The sequence below is a fragment of the Luteimonas sp. GW821-FHT14E02 genome, assembly GCF_058803905.1.
Genome location: NZ_JBXAPK010000005.1, coordinates 153,891 through 168,473, shown reverse-complemented (window position 1 = coordinate 168,473; position 14,583 = coordinate 153,891). Strand labels below are relative to the sequence as shown.

The 14,583-nt window shown below is 65.8% G+C and carries 9 protein-coding genes; 3 read left to right on the top strand and 6 right to left on the bottom strand.

Annotation, left to right across the window (positions count from 1 at the left end; genetic code table 11):
• Nucleotides 1-46 precede the first annotated feature (46 nt).
• The 3 genes from thrA to AC1RNP_RS10150 form a co-directional block, all read right to left on the bottom strand.
• On the bottom strand, nt 47-2,551 hold the full coding sequence (thrA, locus tag AC1RNP_RS10160) for a bifunctional aspartate kinase/homoserine dehydrogenase I (RefSeq protein WP_493051134.1): 2,505 nt from the start codon (nt 2,549-2,551) through the stop codon (nt 47-49).
• 195 nt (nt 2,552-2,746) lie between these two features.
• Nucleotides 2,747-2,869, bottom strand: coding sequence for a hypothetical protein (locus tag AC1RNP_RS10155; RefSeq protein WP_493051133.1), 123 nt, complete (start codon nt 2,867-2,869; stop codon nt 2,747-2,749).
• Nucleotides 2,870-3,135: 266 nt separating this feature from the next.
• Nucleotides 3,136-3,465, bottom strand: a complete 330-nt coding sequence (locus AC1RNP_RS10150) for a hypothetical protein (protein WP_493051132.1) — start codon at nt 3,463-3,465, stop codon at nt 3,136-3,138.
• Here AC1RNP_RS10150 and AC1RNP_RS10145 point away from each other — a divergent pair.
• Nucleotides 3,464-4,900 carry an Ig-like domain-containing protein gene (locus AC1RNP_RS10145; RefSeq protein ID WP_493051131.1) on the top strand — a complete coding sequence of 479 codons (1,437 nt, stop codon included), beginning with the start codon at nt 3,464-3,466 and terminating at the stop codon, nt 4,898-4,900. The genes AC1RNP_RS10150 and AC1RNP_RS10145 overlap by 2 nt on opposite strands.
• A gap of 114 nt (nt 4,901-5,014) precedes the next feature.
• Here the strand turns inward: AC1RNP_RS10145 and AC1RNP_RS10140 are convergent, their stop codons facing one another.
• Both AC1RNP_RS10140 and AC1RNP_RS10135 read right to left on the bottom strand, forming a co-directional pair.
• The gene (locus AC1RNP_RS10140; protein ID WP_493051130.1) at nt 5,015-7,855 is read right to left on the bottom strand and encodes a type 2 lanthipeptide synthetase LanM family protein; all 2,841 of its coding nucleotides are present in this window, start codon (nt 7,853-7,855) and stop codon (nt 5,015-5,017) included.
• Nucleotides 7,856-7,962: 107 nt separating this feature from the next.
• Nucleotides 7,963-8,178 carry a DUF6229 family protein gene (locus tag AC1RNP_RS10135; protein WP_493051129.1) on the bottom strand — a complete coding sequence of 72 codons (216 nt, stop codon included), beginning with the start codon at nt 8,176-8,178 and terminating at the stop codon, nt 7,963-7,965.
• Between the two features lie 454 nt (nt 8,179-8,632).
• Between AC1RNP_RS10135 and AC1RNP_RS10130 the strand changes: the two genes are divergently transcribed.
• Together AC1RNP_RS10130 and AC1RNP_RS10125 are read left to right on the top strand one after the other, a co-directional pair.
• Nucleotides 8,633-9,730, top strand: coding sequence for an efflux RND transporter periplasmic adaptor subunit (locus AC1RNP_RS10130; RefSeq protein ID WP_493051128.1), 1,098 nt, complete (start codon nt 8,633-8,635; stop codon nt 9,728-9,730).
• A gap of 8 nt (nt 9,731-9,738) precedes the next feature.
• Complete coding sequence (locus AC1RNP_RS10125) at nt 9,739-12,909, top strand: efflux RND transporter permease subunit (protein ID WP_493051127.1); 3,171 nt, start codon at nt 9,739-9,741, stop codon at nt 12,907-12,909.
• Nucleotides 12,910-12,957: 48 nt separating this feature from the next.
• Here the strand turns inward: AC1RNP_RS10125 and AC1RNP_RS10120 are convergent, their stop codons facing one another.
• Nucleotides 12,958-14,277, bottom strand: coding sequence for a carbohydrate porin (locus AC1RNP_RS10120; RefSeq protein ID WP_493051126.1), 1,320 nt, complete (start codon nt 14,275-14,277; stop codon nt 12,958-12,960).
• Between the last annotated feature and the right edge of the window lie 306 nt (nt 14,278-14,583).

Below are 14,583 nucleotides of genomic sequence, written 5' to 3'. Positions count from 1 at the left end.
AAAAAGCAAAATGGATTCCGGCTTTCGCCGGAATGACGAATCTCCATCATGCGCGCGAACCGAGAGACTGCGCGATCATCAAGACATCGCCGAACACCCCCGCCGCTGTCACCTGCGGCCCGGCTCCCGGTCCTTGCACCACCAGCGTGTTCTCCGAGTAGCGTTCGCTGCGGAACTGCACCAGGTTGTCGGTGAGGCGCGTCTTGCGGCAGGCATGTTCCGGCGGTAATCCGACCACGCCGACGGTGGCACGGCCATCGCGATCGAGCTTGGCGAGGTGGCGCAGCCCGAGGCCCTGCGCGTGCGCGGCGTCCAGTCGCGCCTGCATCGGAGTGTCGAGTTCCTCCAGACGCGCCAGGAATTCGTCGAGATTCACCTGCTGCAGATGTTCCGGCACGAGGCTTTCGACGACCACGTTTTCGACCGACAGCTCGCGGCCCGCCTCGCGCGCCAGGATCACCAGCTTGCGCGCGACATCGAGGCCGGAGAGATCGTCGCGCGGATCGGGCTCGGTGTAGCCGAGCTCCCGAGCCTCGCGCACCAGAGCGGAAAACGGGCGGCTGCCGTCATAGCTGTTGAACAGCCAGGCCAGGGTGCCGGAGAACATGCCGTCGACCTCGTGCAGCACGTCGCCGGTGTCGAGCAGATTGCGCAAGGTGAGGATGACCGGCAGGCCCGCGCCGACGGTGGCTTCGTAGAGGAAGCGTCCGCCGTTGCGCTGCGCCGCCTGGATTGCGGCATAGCGCGTCCAGTCGCCGCTGCCGGCATGCTTGTTGGGCGTGACGACGTGGATGCCCGCCGCCAACCATTGTTCGTACTTCGCCGCCACGACATCGCTGGCGCTACAGTCGACGATCAAGGCATGCGGCAAATGCTCGGCGCGGACATGTGCGGCGAAGGCGTCCAGATCGACCGGCACGCCGGCTTCGCCTTGCTTGAGTGCTTCGTGCGCCGTGGCCGGATCGAGCGCGCTTTGCGAAAGCAGCATGTGTTTGCTGTCGGCGATCGCGTGCAGGCGCAGATCGACGTTCGATTGCGCGCGCAGGCGTGGCAGCGTCGACGCCAATTGCGAGAGCAGGGCGCGTCCGACTTGTCCCGGTCCGATCACGCCGACGGAGATCGTCTGCGGTGACAGCCAGAACGCTGCATGCGCGGCGCGCAACGCGCGCGTGGCGTCGGCCTGCGCAACCGCCACCGAGATGTTGCGTTCGCTTGCGCCCTGCGCGATCGCGCGCACGTTCACGCGCGCCTGCGCGAGGCCGCCGAGCAGGCGCGCGGCCACGCCCGGCGTGCCGACCATGCCGTCGCCGACCGCCGCAAGCACGACGATGTCATAGGTGATGTTGACGCCCTGCGTCTGCGCATCGGCCATCTCGCCGGCGAACGCGGCCAGGATCGCTTTGCGCCCACGCTCGGCCTGCGCGGCGCGCACGAGGCAGCAGATCGAGTGTTCGGACGAACCCTGCGAGATCATCGTCACTGACACGCCGGCTTCGTGCAGCGCGGCGAACAGGCGCTGTGCCGAACCCGGCACGCCGATCATGCCGTTGCCGACCAGTTCGAGCACGGCGAGCCCGTCGATCAGGCTCAGGCCTTTCACCGGCGAACCGTTCGTGGTTTCGTCGGCGGAACTGGATTGCGCCACGATCCAGGTGCCGGGCGCCTCCGGTCGCAGCGTATTGCGGATGTGCAGCGGAATGCCGCGCCATTGCACGGGCGCCAATGTCTGCGGATGCAGCACCTTGGCGCCGAAGTAGGCCAGTTCGCAGGCCTCGGCGTAGGACAGCCTCGGCAGGCAGACCGCGTCCGGCACCAGCCGCGGATCGGCGGAGAGCACACCGTCGACGTCGGTCCAGATGGTCAGCGTGCTGGCGTCGGCGAGGTTGGCGAAGATCGCCGCGGAGTAGTCGCTGCCGTTGCGGCCGAGCGTGGTATCGCGTCCGCGCGCGTCGCGCGCGACGAAGCCGGTGACGACCGTGTCGCGGCCGTCGTTCTTCGCGCGCCATTGCGTGAAGTTGCGGCGGCTGGCGTCCCAGTCGACGCCGGCGCCCATCTCGCCCGGATGGACGACCAGTACGTCGCGCGCGTCGAGCCGTTGCCATTGTTCGCTGCCGAGCGCGGCCTGCACCAGGCGCGAGGAGCAGATTTCGCCGAGCCCGTGCACGCGCGCGAGCACGGTTTCCACGTCCATTGTGCCGGCCGCCAGCGTGGCGAGGTCTTCGCGCAGTCCCGCGAAGTCGGCTTCCAGTGCTTCCCGCAGGGCGGCATCGGTGGGTGCCAATGCCTGCGCGGTATCGAGATGACGCTGCAGCAGCGCCTGCCAGGCGGCGGTCCAGTCCTGGCGTTCGCTGGCGGCGGTGCCGAGCGCGACCAGTGCGTTGGTGGTGCCCTGCATCGCCGAGACGACGATGAAGCGGGTGCCGGCGCCATCCTCGATCAAGTCGGGCAGGGCGCGCATGTGCGCGGCGTCGGCGAGGCTGCTGCCGCCGAACTTGTGGACGTGACAGTGGGGAGGGTGAGGAGCCGCGTCCAGCCGATGTCCTATCGGCATCGGCTGCGGCGACGAACGCCCGGCCAAGGATGGCCGGGCCGGCGGTTCCGGAGCCTGTGAAGCTTCGCCAAGGACGGCATTGGGATTTTCTTTCGAAGACGACGACATCGGTGGAGCTCCAGGTTGGGCTCCGCGCCGCGTTTCGGGGGAGGCTGCCGCCCCGCACCCGATCCGGGTGCGGAGTGGCGTGGTCGATCAGGTGGACACGCCCGTCCGCACCTCGGGTGAGGTGGTGGTCGTGGTGGTAATCGTCGTCGCGGCCGCGACCGGACCGGAAGGCCGGAGGGCGAGGCTGGCGATGGCGGGGACGGCGGTCATGGGCATAAGCATTACCGGATCGCGGCATGGGCCGTCAAGGCCGGCCTGGCGGTGGGGGAACCTGTGGCGACTTGCCCGCCGATCGAGCAGTCCGCTTTCATCTCCCTCCAGGGCTGGATTCGATGTCATCACTGAAGATGATCATCAAGGTCGTGCGACAGGCATCGAACTCCCGTGTCTGCTTGCCAGATTTGTCATTCATCGTTTGAGACTGACGATCTCAAAACCATCATCCTTGCTGATTGAATGATGTGCATGACGCAACGTCATGCATTCTCAATCGGGGAGACGATGACCTGTTCAACTATGCATCGTGCGCCACGACGCTGGTTCTGCATCTCTTGACCCGAGGGCTGGTGGCGCACGCTCATCTCGCTTTCAAAAAACACCCGGAAAATCCGGGTTTCGCACAACGGTGCTTTAGCGCGATTCGAGGAGTGGGGTCGGCGAAATCCTCGGGTCTTACCATCAATCGTCAAGGGGCAAGGTATGTCATTGAAATATGCCATGAAGGCAATGGTCGTCTGTGTTGCGTTGTGCATCGGCCATGCGAATGCCGAAGGAACATTGATTCCTGCGGCGGACAGGAAAGACATGGTGCATGACGCGAAGCGCGGGCTCATCTACATCACCGATCAGGACAAGGTATTGCGCTACGAAGTGCAGACTCAGACATTCCTGTCGCCGATCATCCTGGGCGGGCAGTTGAGCGGTGCCGATTTGTCGCCGGACGGCAACACGCTGGCGGTGGCCGATCGCAGTTTTTCCGGGGGGGCGAACTGGGTGCACCTGGTCAATCTGGATTCCCTGGCGGCGAGCAAGCTCACGGCGCCTCTCGGTTTTTACGAAGGCGGCACCTGGACCGTGACGTATGCCGCCGACGGTTCGCTCCTGGCCTCGTCGATGTTCCAGGGATCGGGAGGCGTGCCACTGCGGCAATTCGATCCGGCCAGCGGCACGGCCACCGTGCTGGCGACCATCCAGCAGAACACGATGCTGTCGGCGAGCGGGGACGCCCAGACGATCGCTTTCGCGGAATCGAACATCTCCGATGGACGCTGGGGCTTGTTCGACGTGCCGACGAAGGAAGTGGTGCGCAGGCAGTGGTACGACAACGGCACGGGTTGGTCGAACTTCGAAATCGCGACGGATCGGCTAGGCAGCCAGTTTGCGATTCCGACTTACGGCGGGACGTTCGTTTACAACGACGCCTACCAGAAGATCGCGACGCTTGGACAATACGCGGGACCGCAGCCCATCGCGGCGGCCTACCATCCCGTCGAGAAGATCGCGTACTTCCCGTGGGCGGGGACGCAGGAGGTGAAGGTCTACGACATGAACACCTTCACGCAGACCGGCAGCCTGGACTTCGAGAACAGCTTCACCCATACGGGCAATGGCGCCTTCAACCAGGGCCGCATCAAGCTTTCGCGCGATGGTTCGCTGGTGATGGCGTCCGTGGCGGGCGGCGTGCGATATGTGCAGATGTACGCGCCGCTCAGGGCCGAGGGGATCTCCACCGGCAGCGTTGACAGGGCGCCGGTCACCACCACGCTGCAAGGTTCGATCGGCAACGGCGGTGCCCTGGAATACAGCCTCGTCGAGGCGCCGCAGCACGGCGCGGTGATGTTGATCGGTGCCGAGGCGACGTATGTGCCGGACGCGGGTTTCGAAGGTGTGGATCAATACACCTATCGCGTCAGCTACGGTCGTGCGACGGCCGACGCGGTGGTGTCGGTCACCTCGACTGTCCAGCACAACCAGCCGCCGGTGGCGGTCGACGATGCTGTCGTGATCCGGAGAAGGCAGCCCGTGCTGTTGTCCGTGCTGGCCAACGACAGCGATCCGGATGGCGATTCCATCAGTCTGGTCTCGGTGACGCAGCCATCGCATGGGGCCGTGTCCATCTTCGGCAACAGCGTGCTTTATGTGCCGCCGCGCAACCACTTCGGCAGCACGAAGTTCACCTACACCATCAGTGATGGCCAGGGTGGAACGGCAACCGCCACTGTCACCGTGACTGTCCAGTAATCGTAGCCGGATGCTTGTCCGGGATTTTCGATCCGGGCTCGCATCAACAAGAACATCGGCGCACGGATGTGCGCCGATGTTCTCCATGCATTACTTGCAAGATCTTGTGCCCGATCACGCCGCCTGACGCCGATGCTCCTGCAACAACGGCGAGGCCAGCGTGCAGTCCGGATGCATGCGATTGAGGCCGTGGATCGCGCCGGAGAGGCCGGTCATCAGGCCCGGTGTGAAGGCGGCGCGGGTGAGTCCGCCGACCATGCCGCCGTGTTCCTCGATGGAGGAGACGATCTGCGCGGTCGACTCGTCCACATCGATGGCGCATCCATCGGGATCGATCGCGGCGGCCCGCACGAACAGTTCCCGCAGCGACAGGTCACCGTGGCAGAGCGTATGGCTGGAACCCCACTTGCCGCGCGCCGCGATGACAGCCCGGCGCAGCGTTTGCAGATGGCGCGGACTGCGCGTGCGCAGATACAGATCGCACGCGGCCAGGCCGATGCCGACGCTGCCATGGCACCAGGTGTGGAAGTTGTAGGCCAGCTCCTGCTCGCGCGCGTCGATCCAATTGCCGAGGGCTTCGTCGAAGAAGGATTCCTGGAACGCGAACGCCGCGTCCGACAGCGCGCGCCAGCGCACGCGGTCGGCTTCCTCGCCGGCGCCCGACAACACCAGACGCGCCAGCGCCCAGGCCACGCCGGTGGCGCCGTGGGCGAATCCGATCGAAGGGACGTCGGATGCCGGGGAGGGCCAGCGCGCGCCCTGCGCATCGATGATCGCGGTGGCTTCGAGCCGGCGCGCGGCGCCGGCGGCCAGTTGTCGCCAGCGCGCGTCGCCGGTCGCTTCGGCCAGTCCCAGCAAAGGCACGATGGTGCCGGCGGCGCCGTCGATGACGTCCAGCTGATCGTCGCCATCGAAGCCTTTGCGCTCCAGCGCCTCGGCGCGCGCGACCGCGCTGGCCAGCATGTCCTCGCGCCGGCACAGGTCGGAGAGGCTCAGCCACGACCAGATTTGCGCGCCGTAGCCGGAGAAGCCGCCCACGGTCTCGGGCTGGTCCTTCGCTTCCATCGCGCGCATCACCTGCAGGGCGCCGTCGAGTGCGCGCGCGGTGCCGTCCACCTCATCCGCGCGTCCGTTTTCCACTTCGTGCAGGTAGCCGGCCAGCGCCACCGTGGCGCCGCTGAGGCCGAAATAGACGTCGGCGTGCACCGGCTGCACTATCCAGCCGCTGCGGCTGATTTCCGGAGTGATCCAGGTCGAGGAGCCGTCCTGACCATGCACGGCCAGCCGCAGCAGGCGTTCGACCGCGTTGGCGGCGAGCTTGCGCCGGCGTGCTTCCAGGTCGTTCGCATGCGAATGGCGGGCGACGTAGAGATAGCCGCTGCGTTCCTCCTCGCGTTCGCGGATGCGCCGGTTGAGGTCGGTGGCCACCAGGGCGCTGCGGATGGTGAGCTCTTCCAGGTCCAGCCGCATCGCGCGCCAGTCGGCGAGCACCGTGTCGATGCGGCGACGGCTCAGCGGCTCGGTGAAGATCGGCACGTCGCCGTAACGCAGATCGTCGATCTCGCCCATGATCTCCCGCGGATCGGAAGGCGCGTCGGGGATGAGCTCGGCATTGCGCTCGAACAGGCTGCGCGCGCGCTCGATAGCGGCGGCCTCGTCGTGCAGCGAGGCCGGATGCCAGAGCATGCGCCCGATTTCCTGGTAGGCGCGCGTGGTGCGGCGGATGTCGCGCACGCGGCAGCCTTCGAACGCCGCGAGCATGGGGTCGAGCGTGCCTTGCGCATCCATGCCGCGGAGGCGTTCGGTGAGATCCAGGAAGCCGTCGCTGATGCGATCCCAGTACTGCGCCACGTTCGGGTGCGGGCTGGGGTGGTTCTGCGCGCTGGACACTTCGACATCGATCACCGCGAGCCGCGCCTGCGTGGTGCCTTCGCCAACCAGCGCGGGTGCGCGGACCTGCGGCTGTTGGTCGGGCAGGGCACCGGCGGCGGACATGTCGACGCCCTCGAACCCGAGCGCTTCGGTGCGGAACGGCACGATGCCGGTGCGCAGCACCGAATTGCGGATCAGCATCTGCGCGGCGTCGAAGGCCTGTCCGTAACCGGAGGACAGCGGTGGTGGCGCGACCTCGAACAGGCTTTCGGCATCGATCACCACCGGAACCGGACCGACCGCGATCAGGTTTTCCAGATGGATATCGGTGCCGCCGATCAGGCGCAGCACGGCCAGCCAGTGTCCGAGACCGGTGTAAAAAGTCTGGAATTCGGCATCGTCCTCGCAGTAGCGGTGCGCGGCGAACGCGGCCCAGCCGTATTCGCCGCGATCGATCACGGCGGGGACGTGGATGCGGTTTGCCTCGTCACCGAGCACCGCGGCGAGAAAGCCATCGAGCACGGCGTCGATGCGCAGCGAGCGCGGCTTGTACATGACATTGCCGCCCTGCAACGACAGCCGCGCCACGGTCTGACCGCCGGCGTGCAGATCGCCCTGGCCGAGCGAGAGCGCGCGCAACCGTCCCGCTGGCTGGCCGAGCAGGCGTTCCAGCGTGGGACGATCGTCGACGAAACGTTCGAGCAGGGCCGCGATCGCGTTGCACTGCTGATCGAGCGCGCGCTGCAATCGCCGCCGCAGTGGCGGATAGCGGCGATCCAGATGCGCGCCGAATTCGGGGCGCAGTGTCTGTTCGATGAACTGGCGGAAGCGGGCGCCGTCGTCCTCGGCGGTCAGTTCTCCCGCGCGCTTGGCCGCATGCAGTTCCAGCAGCAGCACGCGGCTGAGCTTGAGCCAGGCGTTGAAGCGCAGCGCATCGCCGCCGGCGGTGCGGGCGATGTCCAGTTCGCCGGGATCGAGCGCGGGCGAGAGCTGCGCGAGCCGGGCGTCGAGCGCCGCGCGCGCGGAATTGGTGAAGTGGTCGATGGCGGGTGCGAAAGCTTCGGGCGGAGTGGACTCGCTCATCGCTCGTTCGAAATCCTTGTCGGTGATCGACGGAAGAAGCCTGGACGCTGCGCAGTCAGGCCTGAAGCCGGGCTGCGCAGCGGTTACGACTTCAACTACGGTTCAACTCAGCAGCAGGCGCAGCCTCCGCCGACACTGCAGGTGCTACGCCCGACGAGGAAAGAGCCGCAGGCGAGTCGGGTCGCCTTCATGCCCTGGTGCGTCAGCGCCGCTTCGGTGGCGGCCTGGCCTTCGATGTAGAGGGGGCCGGCCGGATTATCGAGGCCGTCAAAGCTGTCCGAACCGCTGAGCCAGCCGGCCACGACGTCGTCATTCTGTTGCATAACCCTACTCTCCTTTTTGAGGTTCAAAAGCACATGATTTCGGTCGCGGCTTTCCCTGGCTACCGGGATCGAACCGGTTCCGAATTTCGACGTTGCAACGTGATGCGGAGCCGAGGAGTTCCGGCCGACTTGCGTGAGTCGGAGACCGCGAAGCCCCGCATCGATACGCTGCGCGCTGGTCGCGGGCGGCGTCAACTGTCAATTCCGGCCCTGCATCGCAACATGGATTGTGCGAGTGCATCAAAAGCGGAGAGGGCCTGGCCGCGTCTCGCGGGCCTGAAGAGGCATTTCAGTCGCAGAAAATCATGAGATTCAGGCGAGTGTCCTCAAAGTTGAATCCACAGCCGGGGCCCGTTAGAAGCGCGTCACGTTACTGTGAAGAAATAACTGGACTGAGCGGTTTGATAAATTTACAGTACCGACAAGTGCACTAATTACCGCCGAGGCCCGCCACATGCGCAGCCGGACCCGTATCGCCGCGACGCTCTCCCTTGCCGTTCTCCCATTGGTGCTTTCCTCTTGCGGCAATGGTGCCGCAGTGGAAGAGGCACCACGCCCCGTGCTGGTGACACGGCCCACGGGCGCCGTCGACGGCGTCTCGGCCTTCGCAGGCGAAGTGCGGGCGCGCGAGGAGAGCGCGCTGTCGTTCCGCGTCGGCGGCAAGCTGATCGAGCGCCGCGTCGATGTCGGTGCGCATGTCGAAGCCGGGCAGGTGCTGGCGGTGCTCGATCCGGGCGATCTCGAAGCCCAGGCGCGCGCGGCGCAGGCACAACTGGTCGCGGCCGAGGCGGAATACGGACGAGCCCGCGCCGACCAGCTGCGCTTCCAGAAGCTCGCGAAGGATCAGCTGGTCAGCCGCTCCAATCTCGATGCCCAGGACGCCGCCGCCAAGGCCGCGCAGGAACAGGTCAACTCCGCACGCGCCAATCTGCTCGTCGCCCGCAACCAGGCCGCCTACAGCCAGCTGCGCGCGCCGAGCGCTGGGGTGATCGCCACGCGCAGCGCCGAAGCGGGACAGGTGGTCGCCGCGGGGCAGCAGGTGTTCGGGCTCGCCGCCGACGGTGTGCGCGAAGTGTTGTTCGCAGTGCCGGAAGGCGCCATCGCCACGTTCAAGCCGGGTCAGGCAGTGCAGGTGGAAGTGTGGTCGCAGCCGGGCAAGCGCTGGCCGGGACGCGTGCGCGAAATCGCGCCTGCCGCCGATGCCGCCTCGCGCACCTATGCTACGCGCGTCACCGTCGATGCGCCGCCCGGCACGCTCGAACTCGGCCAGAGCGCGCGCATCTACCTGCCGCACGACGCGCTCGGCGGCATGAGCGTGCCGCTCGCGGCCGTGCAGCGTTCGGGCAACGGCACCGCGGTGTTCGTGGTCGATCCCAAGACCAATACGCTGAAGCTGCAACCCGTGCAGACCGGCCCGTTCGGACAGGAGCGCGTGCCGGTGCGCAGTGGCCTGAAGCCGGATGACTGGATCGTGGCGGCGGGCGGCCATCTGCTGCGCGCCGGGCAGAAGGTGCAGGCGGTGGATCGCGACAACCGTCCGGTCATCCGGTAACCGCCGCCATGCGCTTCAATCTCTCCGAGTGGGCGCTGCGTCATCGCAGCCTGGTCATCTACGCGATGCTGGTGATGGGTCTCATCGGTGCGTTCTCGTATCTGCGGCTGGGTCGCAGCGAGGACCCGGCCTTCACCTTCAAGGTGATGGTGGTGCAGACGATGTGGCCGGGCGCCACCGCCGAGCAGGTCTCGCGCGAGGTCACCGAACGCATCGAGAAGAAGCTGATGGAGACCGGCCAGTACGAGTACATCCGTTCGTACTCGCGCCCCGGCCAGTCGCAGGTGATGTTCGTTGCGAAGGATTCGATGCGTTCGAAGGACATCGCGCCCTTGTGGTACCAGGTGCGCAAGAAGATCGGCGACATCCGCTCGGAGATGCCCAGCGACGTCATCGGCCCGTTCTTCAATGACGAGTTCGGCGACACCTTCGGCAACATCTACGCGCTCACCGGCCAGGGCTTCGATTACGCGGTGCTGCGCGACTACGCCGACCGCGTGCAGCTGGCGCTGCAGGACCAGCCCGATGTCGCCAAGATCGAACTGATCGGCGTGCAGGACGAGAAGATCTGGATCGAGCTGTCCAACGTCAAGCTCGCCACGCTCGGTGTGCCGATGCAGGCGGTGCAGGATGCGCTGGACCAGCAGAACGCGCTGGTCTCGGCTGGCTTCTTCGAGACCGGCAGCACGCGCGTGCCGCTGCGCGTGGACGGCCAGTTCAAGACCGTCGACCAGATCCGTCAATTCCCGATCCGAGTCGGCGATCGCACCTTCCGCTTGGGCGACGTCGCCGAAGTGCGGCGCGGCTTCTCCGATCCGCCGCAACCGCGCATGCGCTTCATGGGCGAGGATGCAATCGGCATCGGCGTGTCGATGCGCCAGGGCGGCGATATCCTCAAGCTCGGCAAGACGCTGGAGACGGAATTCGCGAAGCTGCAGGAAACGCTGCCGGCCGGCATGCAGCTGCGCAAGGTGTCCGACCAGCCTGCGGCGGTGGAGGAATCCGTCGGCGAGTTCGTGCGCGTGCTGGCCGAAGCGGTGGCGATCGTGCTGCTGGTGAGTTTCTTCTCACTCGGGTTGCGCACTGGTCTGGTGGTGGCGGTGTCAATCCCGCTGGTGCTGGCGATGACCTTCGCGGTGATGGATTTCTTCGGCGTCGGTCTGCACAAGATCTCGCTGGGCGCGCTGGTGCTGGCGCTGGGCCTGCTGGTGGACGACGCGATCATCGCGGTGGAGATGATGGCGATCAAGATGGAGCAGGGCTTCGATCGCCTCCGCGCCGCCGCGTTCGCCTGGGACAGCACCGCCTTCCCGATGCTGACCGGCACGCTGATCACGGCGGCGGGCTTCCTGCCGATCGCGACCGCCGCGTCGGGCACCGGCGAGTACACACGTTCGCTGTTCGAGGTGGTGACGATCGCGCTGGTGGTGTCGTGGATCGCCGCGGTGATGTTCATTCCGTTCCTGGGCGACAAGCTGCTGCCGGACCATGGCCACGCAGCGGCACTGAAGCCGGGCTCGCTGGCGGCGCGCTGGCATGCACTGCGTACACGCTGGGCCGAGCGGCTGCGCGCGCGGCATGCGGCGCTGGCCGATGTCGTGACGCCGGCACCGCACGACGGCCACGACCACGATCCCTACGCGAGCAAGTTCTACGTGCGCTTCCGTGGCTGGGTGACCTGGTGCGTGCGCCATCGTCGTTTCGTGATCATCGTGACCGTGGCGGCCTTCCTCGGCTCGCTGTTCCTGTTCCGTTTCGTGCCGCAGCAGTTCTTCCCGGATTCGACGCGGCCGGAGCTGATGGTGGACATGGAGCTGGCCGAAGGCAGCTCGCTGCGCGCCACCGCCACGCAGGCCGAGCGGTTCGAAGCGATGCTGAAGCAGCGGTCCGATCTCGAAAACTACGTGTCCTACGTCGGCACCGGCTCGCCGCGCTTCTACCTGCCGCTCGATCAGCAATTGCCGTCGGCGAATTTCGCCCAGTTCGTGCTGGTGCCGAAGGACCTGAAGGCGCGCGAGGCGATCCGCAGCTGGATCATCCATGACGTGGTGGCGCGCTTCCCCGAGTTGCAACTGCGCGTCACGCGTCTGGAGAACGGCCCGCCGGTCGGTTATCCGGTGCAGTTCCGCGTCTCCGGCGAGCACATCGACCAGGTGCGCAAGATCGCCTACCAGGTGCGCGAGAAGATGCGCACCAATCCGCACGTCACCAACGTCAATCTCGACTGGGACGAACCGGGCAAGCTGGTGTCGCTGCACGTCGACCAGGAGCGGGCGCGCGCGCTTGGCGTCAGCTCGGCGCAGTTGTCGCAGTTCCTGTCCAGCTCGCTGTCGGGTTCGCATGTCAGCACGTATCGCGAAGGCAATCGCCTGATCGAGATCCTGGTGCGAGGCCCGGATACCGAGCGCATCCAGTTGGACATGCTCGGCAGCCTGTCGGTGCCGACTTCGAACGGCCGCAGTGTTCCGCTCACCCAGATCGCCACGCTCGACTACGGTTTCGAGGAAGGCATCATCTGGCACCGCGATCGCAAGCCGACCATGACCGTGCGCGCCGACATCTACGACGGCACCCAGCCGGCGACGGTGGCCGGACAGATTTCGCCGACGCTGGACGGGTTGCGCGCGGCGCTGCCTTATGGCTATTCGATCGAGGTTGGCGGCAGCGTCGAGGATTCCGCGCGCGGCCAGAAATCGATCAACGCCGGCGTGCCGCTGTTCGTGTTCGTGGTGTTCACGCTGCTGATGCTGCAGCTGCGCAGCTTCTCGCGCAGTTTCATGGTGCTGCTGACCGCGCCGCTCGGGCTGATCGGCGTGACGCTATTTCTGCTGGTGTTCCGCGTGCCGTTCGGGTTCGTGGCGATGCTTGGCACGATCGCGCTGGCCGGCATGATCATGCGCAACTCGGTGATCCTGGTCGATCAGATCGAGCAGGACCGCAGTGACGGTCACGAACCGTGGCGCGCGATCGTCGATGCGACGGTGCGACGCTTCCGTCCGATCGTGCTGACCGCGCTGGCGGCGATCCTGGCGATGATCCCGCTCTCGCGCAGCGCCTTCTTCGGGCCGATGGCGGTGGCGATCATGGGTGGCTTGCTGGTGGCGACGCTGCTGACGCTGTTGTTCCTGCCTGCGCTGTACGCGGCCTGGTTCCGGGTGAAGGTGCCGGAAGACGCCTGACGGCGTCTCCGGCTGCGGACCCCCCGCTAACTCAAAGCGTGATCAGAATCAGAAGGCCAGCGAGGTCTTCATGCCGACGACCCAGATGTCCTTCGCGCTGTTGATGCCGCCGGCATCGCGGATGTATTGGATGTTCGGTCGCAGCGCGAGGAAAGGCGTCAGCTGCACGCCGTAGAACAGTTCGCCGACGTATTCGGTATGCGGCAGCGGCCGCACCGGCAGGCCGGCGGCGTTGGCGAACGCGATACCAGCGCGCGCGCGATCGTTGACGCGGTTGCTGGCGACGGCGAAACCGATCTCGTCATCGGGCCGGGTGGCGAAGGGGCCGTTGTAGAACAGGCCGAGCCTGAGCTGGCGATCGAACGCCGCGGTGCGACGATCGGCCTGCGCGTAATGGAAGAACAGGTCCAGGCCGCGATGCCCGTCATCGCCATCGGGGTGGAACACGGTCTGCTGCGCCATGAAATAGCCGCCGTAGCCGCTGCTGCGCTGCAAGGGGTTGCCGCCGCTGACGGAGAGCGCGTTGCCATCGGTGTCGAGCAGTACATCGTCGAGTTCGGCATCGGCGTACCACACGCCGAGTTTGTAGCTGCCGGCCAGCGCCCGCGCGCCGAACTTCGGCGTCCAGGCGGCTTCCAGCGGATACAAAGTGCCGATAGTGCCTTCGGGGCTGTCGAAGCGGGCTTCGTTGCCCTTGCGCAGATAGCCAGGGTTGAGCTGATATGCGCCGACTTGCACATAGCCTTGATCGCCGAAGTTGAACTTCAGCCGCGTCGCCCACTGACTGACCGGCCAGTTGTACCAGTAGCTGCCGGAGCCGATGTTGCCGGGACTGGAGCCGCAGAAACTGAGGTTCATGAAGTCGCAGGAGAAGCTGGCGAAATCCTCGCCGACCGGGAGCCGGCCGATCTTCCAATCGAGCTTGTCGTTGGCGTAGGTCTGCTGGTAGTAAACCTCGGTCCAGCGCCAGGTCTGGCCGCGTCCGTAGACTTCCTGCACCTGCTGCAAGGTGCCGAGGCCGGCGTCGTCGCTGAGGTTGTCGCCGTTGCGATCGGTGATGTTGATGCGGAACGTCGCGTTGGGGACGCCCCAGAGCTTGTCGAGATCAAGCGTGGCGCCGAGCGTCCACTGATCGGTGTAGCGGCTGAGTTCCTGTTCGCCGCCGCTGGTGTTGGTGGCAAATTCGGCGATGTGGCCGAAGTTGAACGTGATGCCTTTTTCCTGCAGTTCGGTGCGTTTGCCGTTCCAGTCGCCGAACAGCCAGTCCTTGCCGGATTTGGGAGCTTCCTGGGCGTTGGCGATGTTCGCGAGAACGAAAGAACTGCAAACGGCTAGCAGGGCAAGCCGTGTCGGCGGGGGATGTTTCATACAGCGTGTTTTCTTCTTGTTGTTGCGGAATGCAATGTTGCTGTGATGCATTCCGACGCATGTGATGTGTACGCAGCGCGAAGAAAACGAAGAAAATTACCGTCTCGGTATCGAATTCATTTTAATGACAGTGATGCGAATCAAGGCTTCTTTTCGACGATCGGAAGAAGGCGATGAGATGAAAAGCATCTGGCAGAACGCCCGTCACCCCGGCGAAAGCCGGGGTCCAGTTTTGTTCCCAAGGAATTTACTCTGCGAATAAAAGCTGGATCCCGGCTTTCGCCGGGATGACGAGCAAGAATGAGA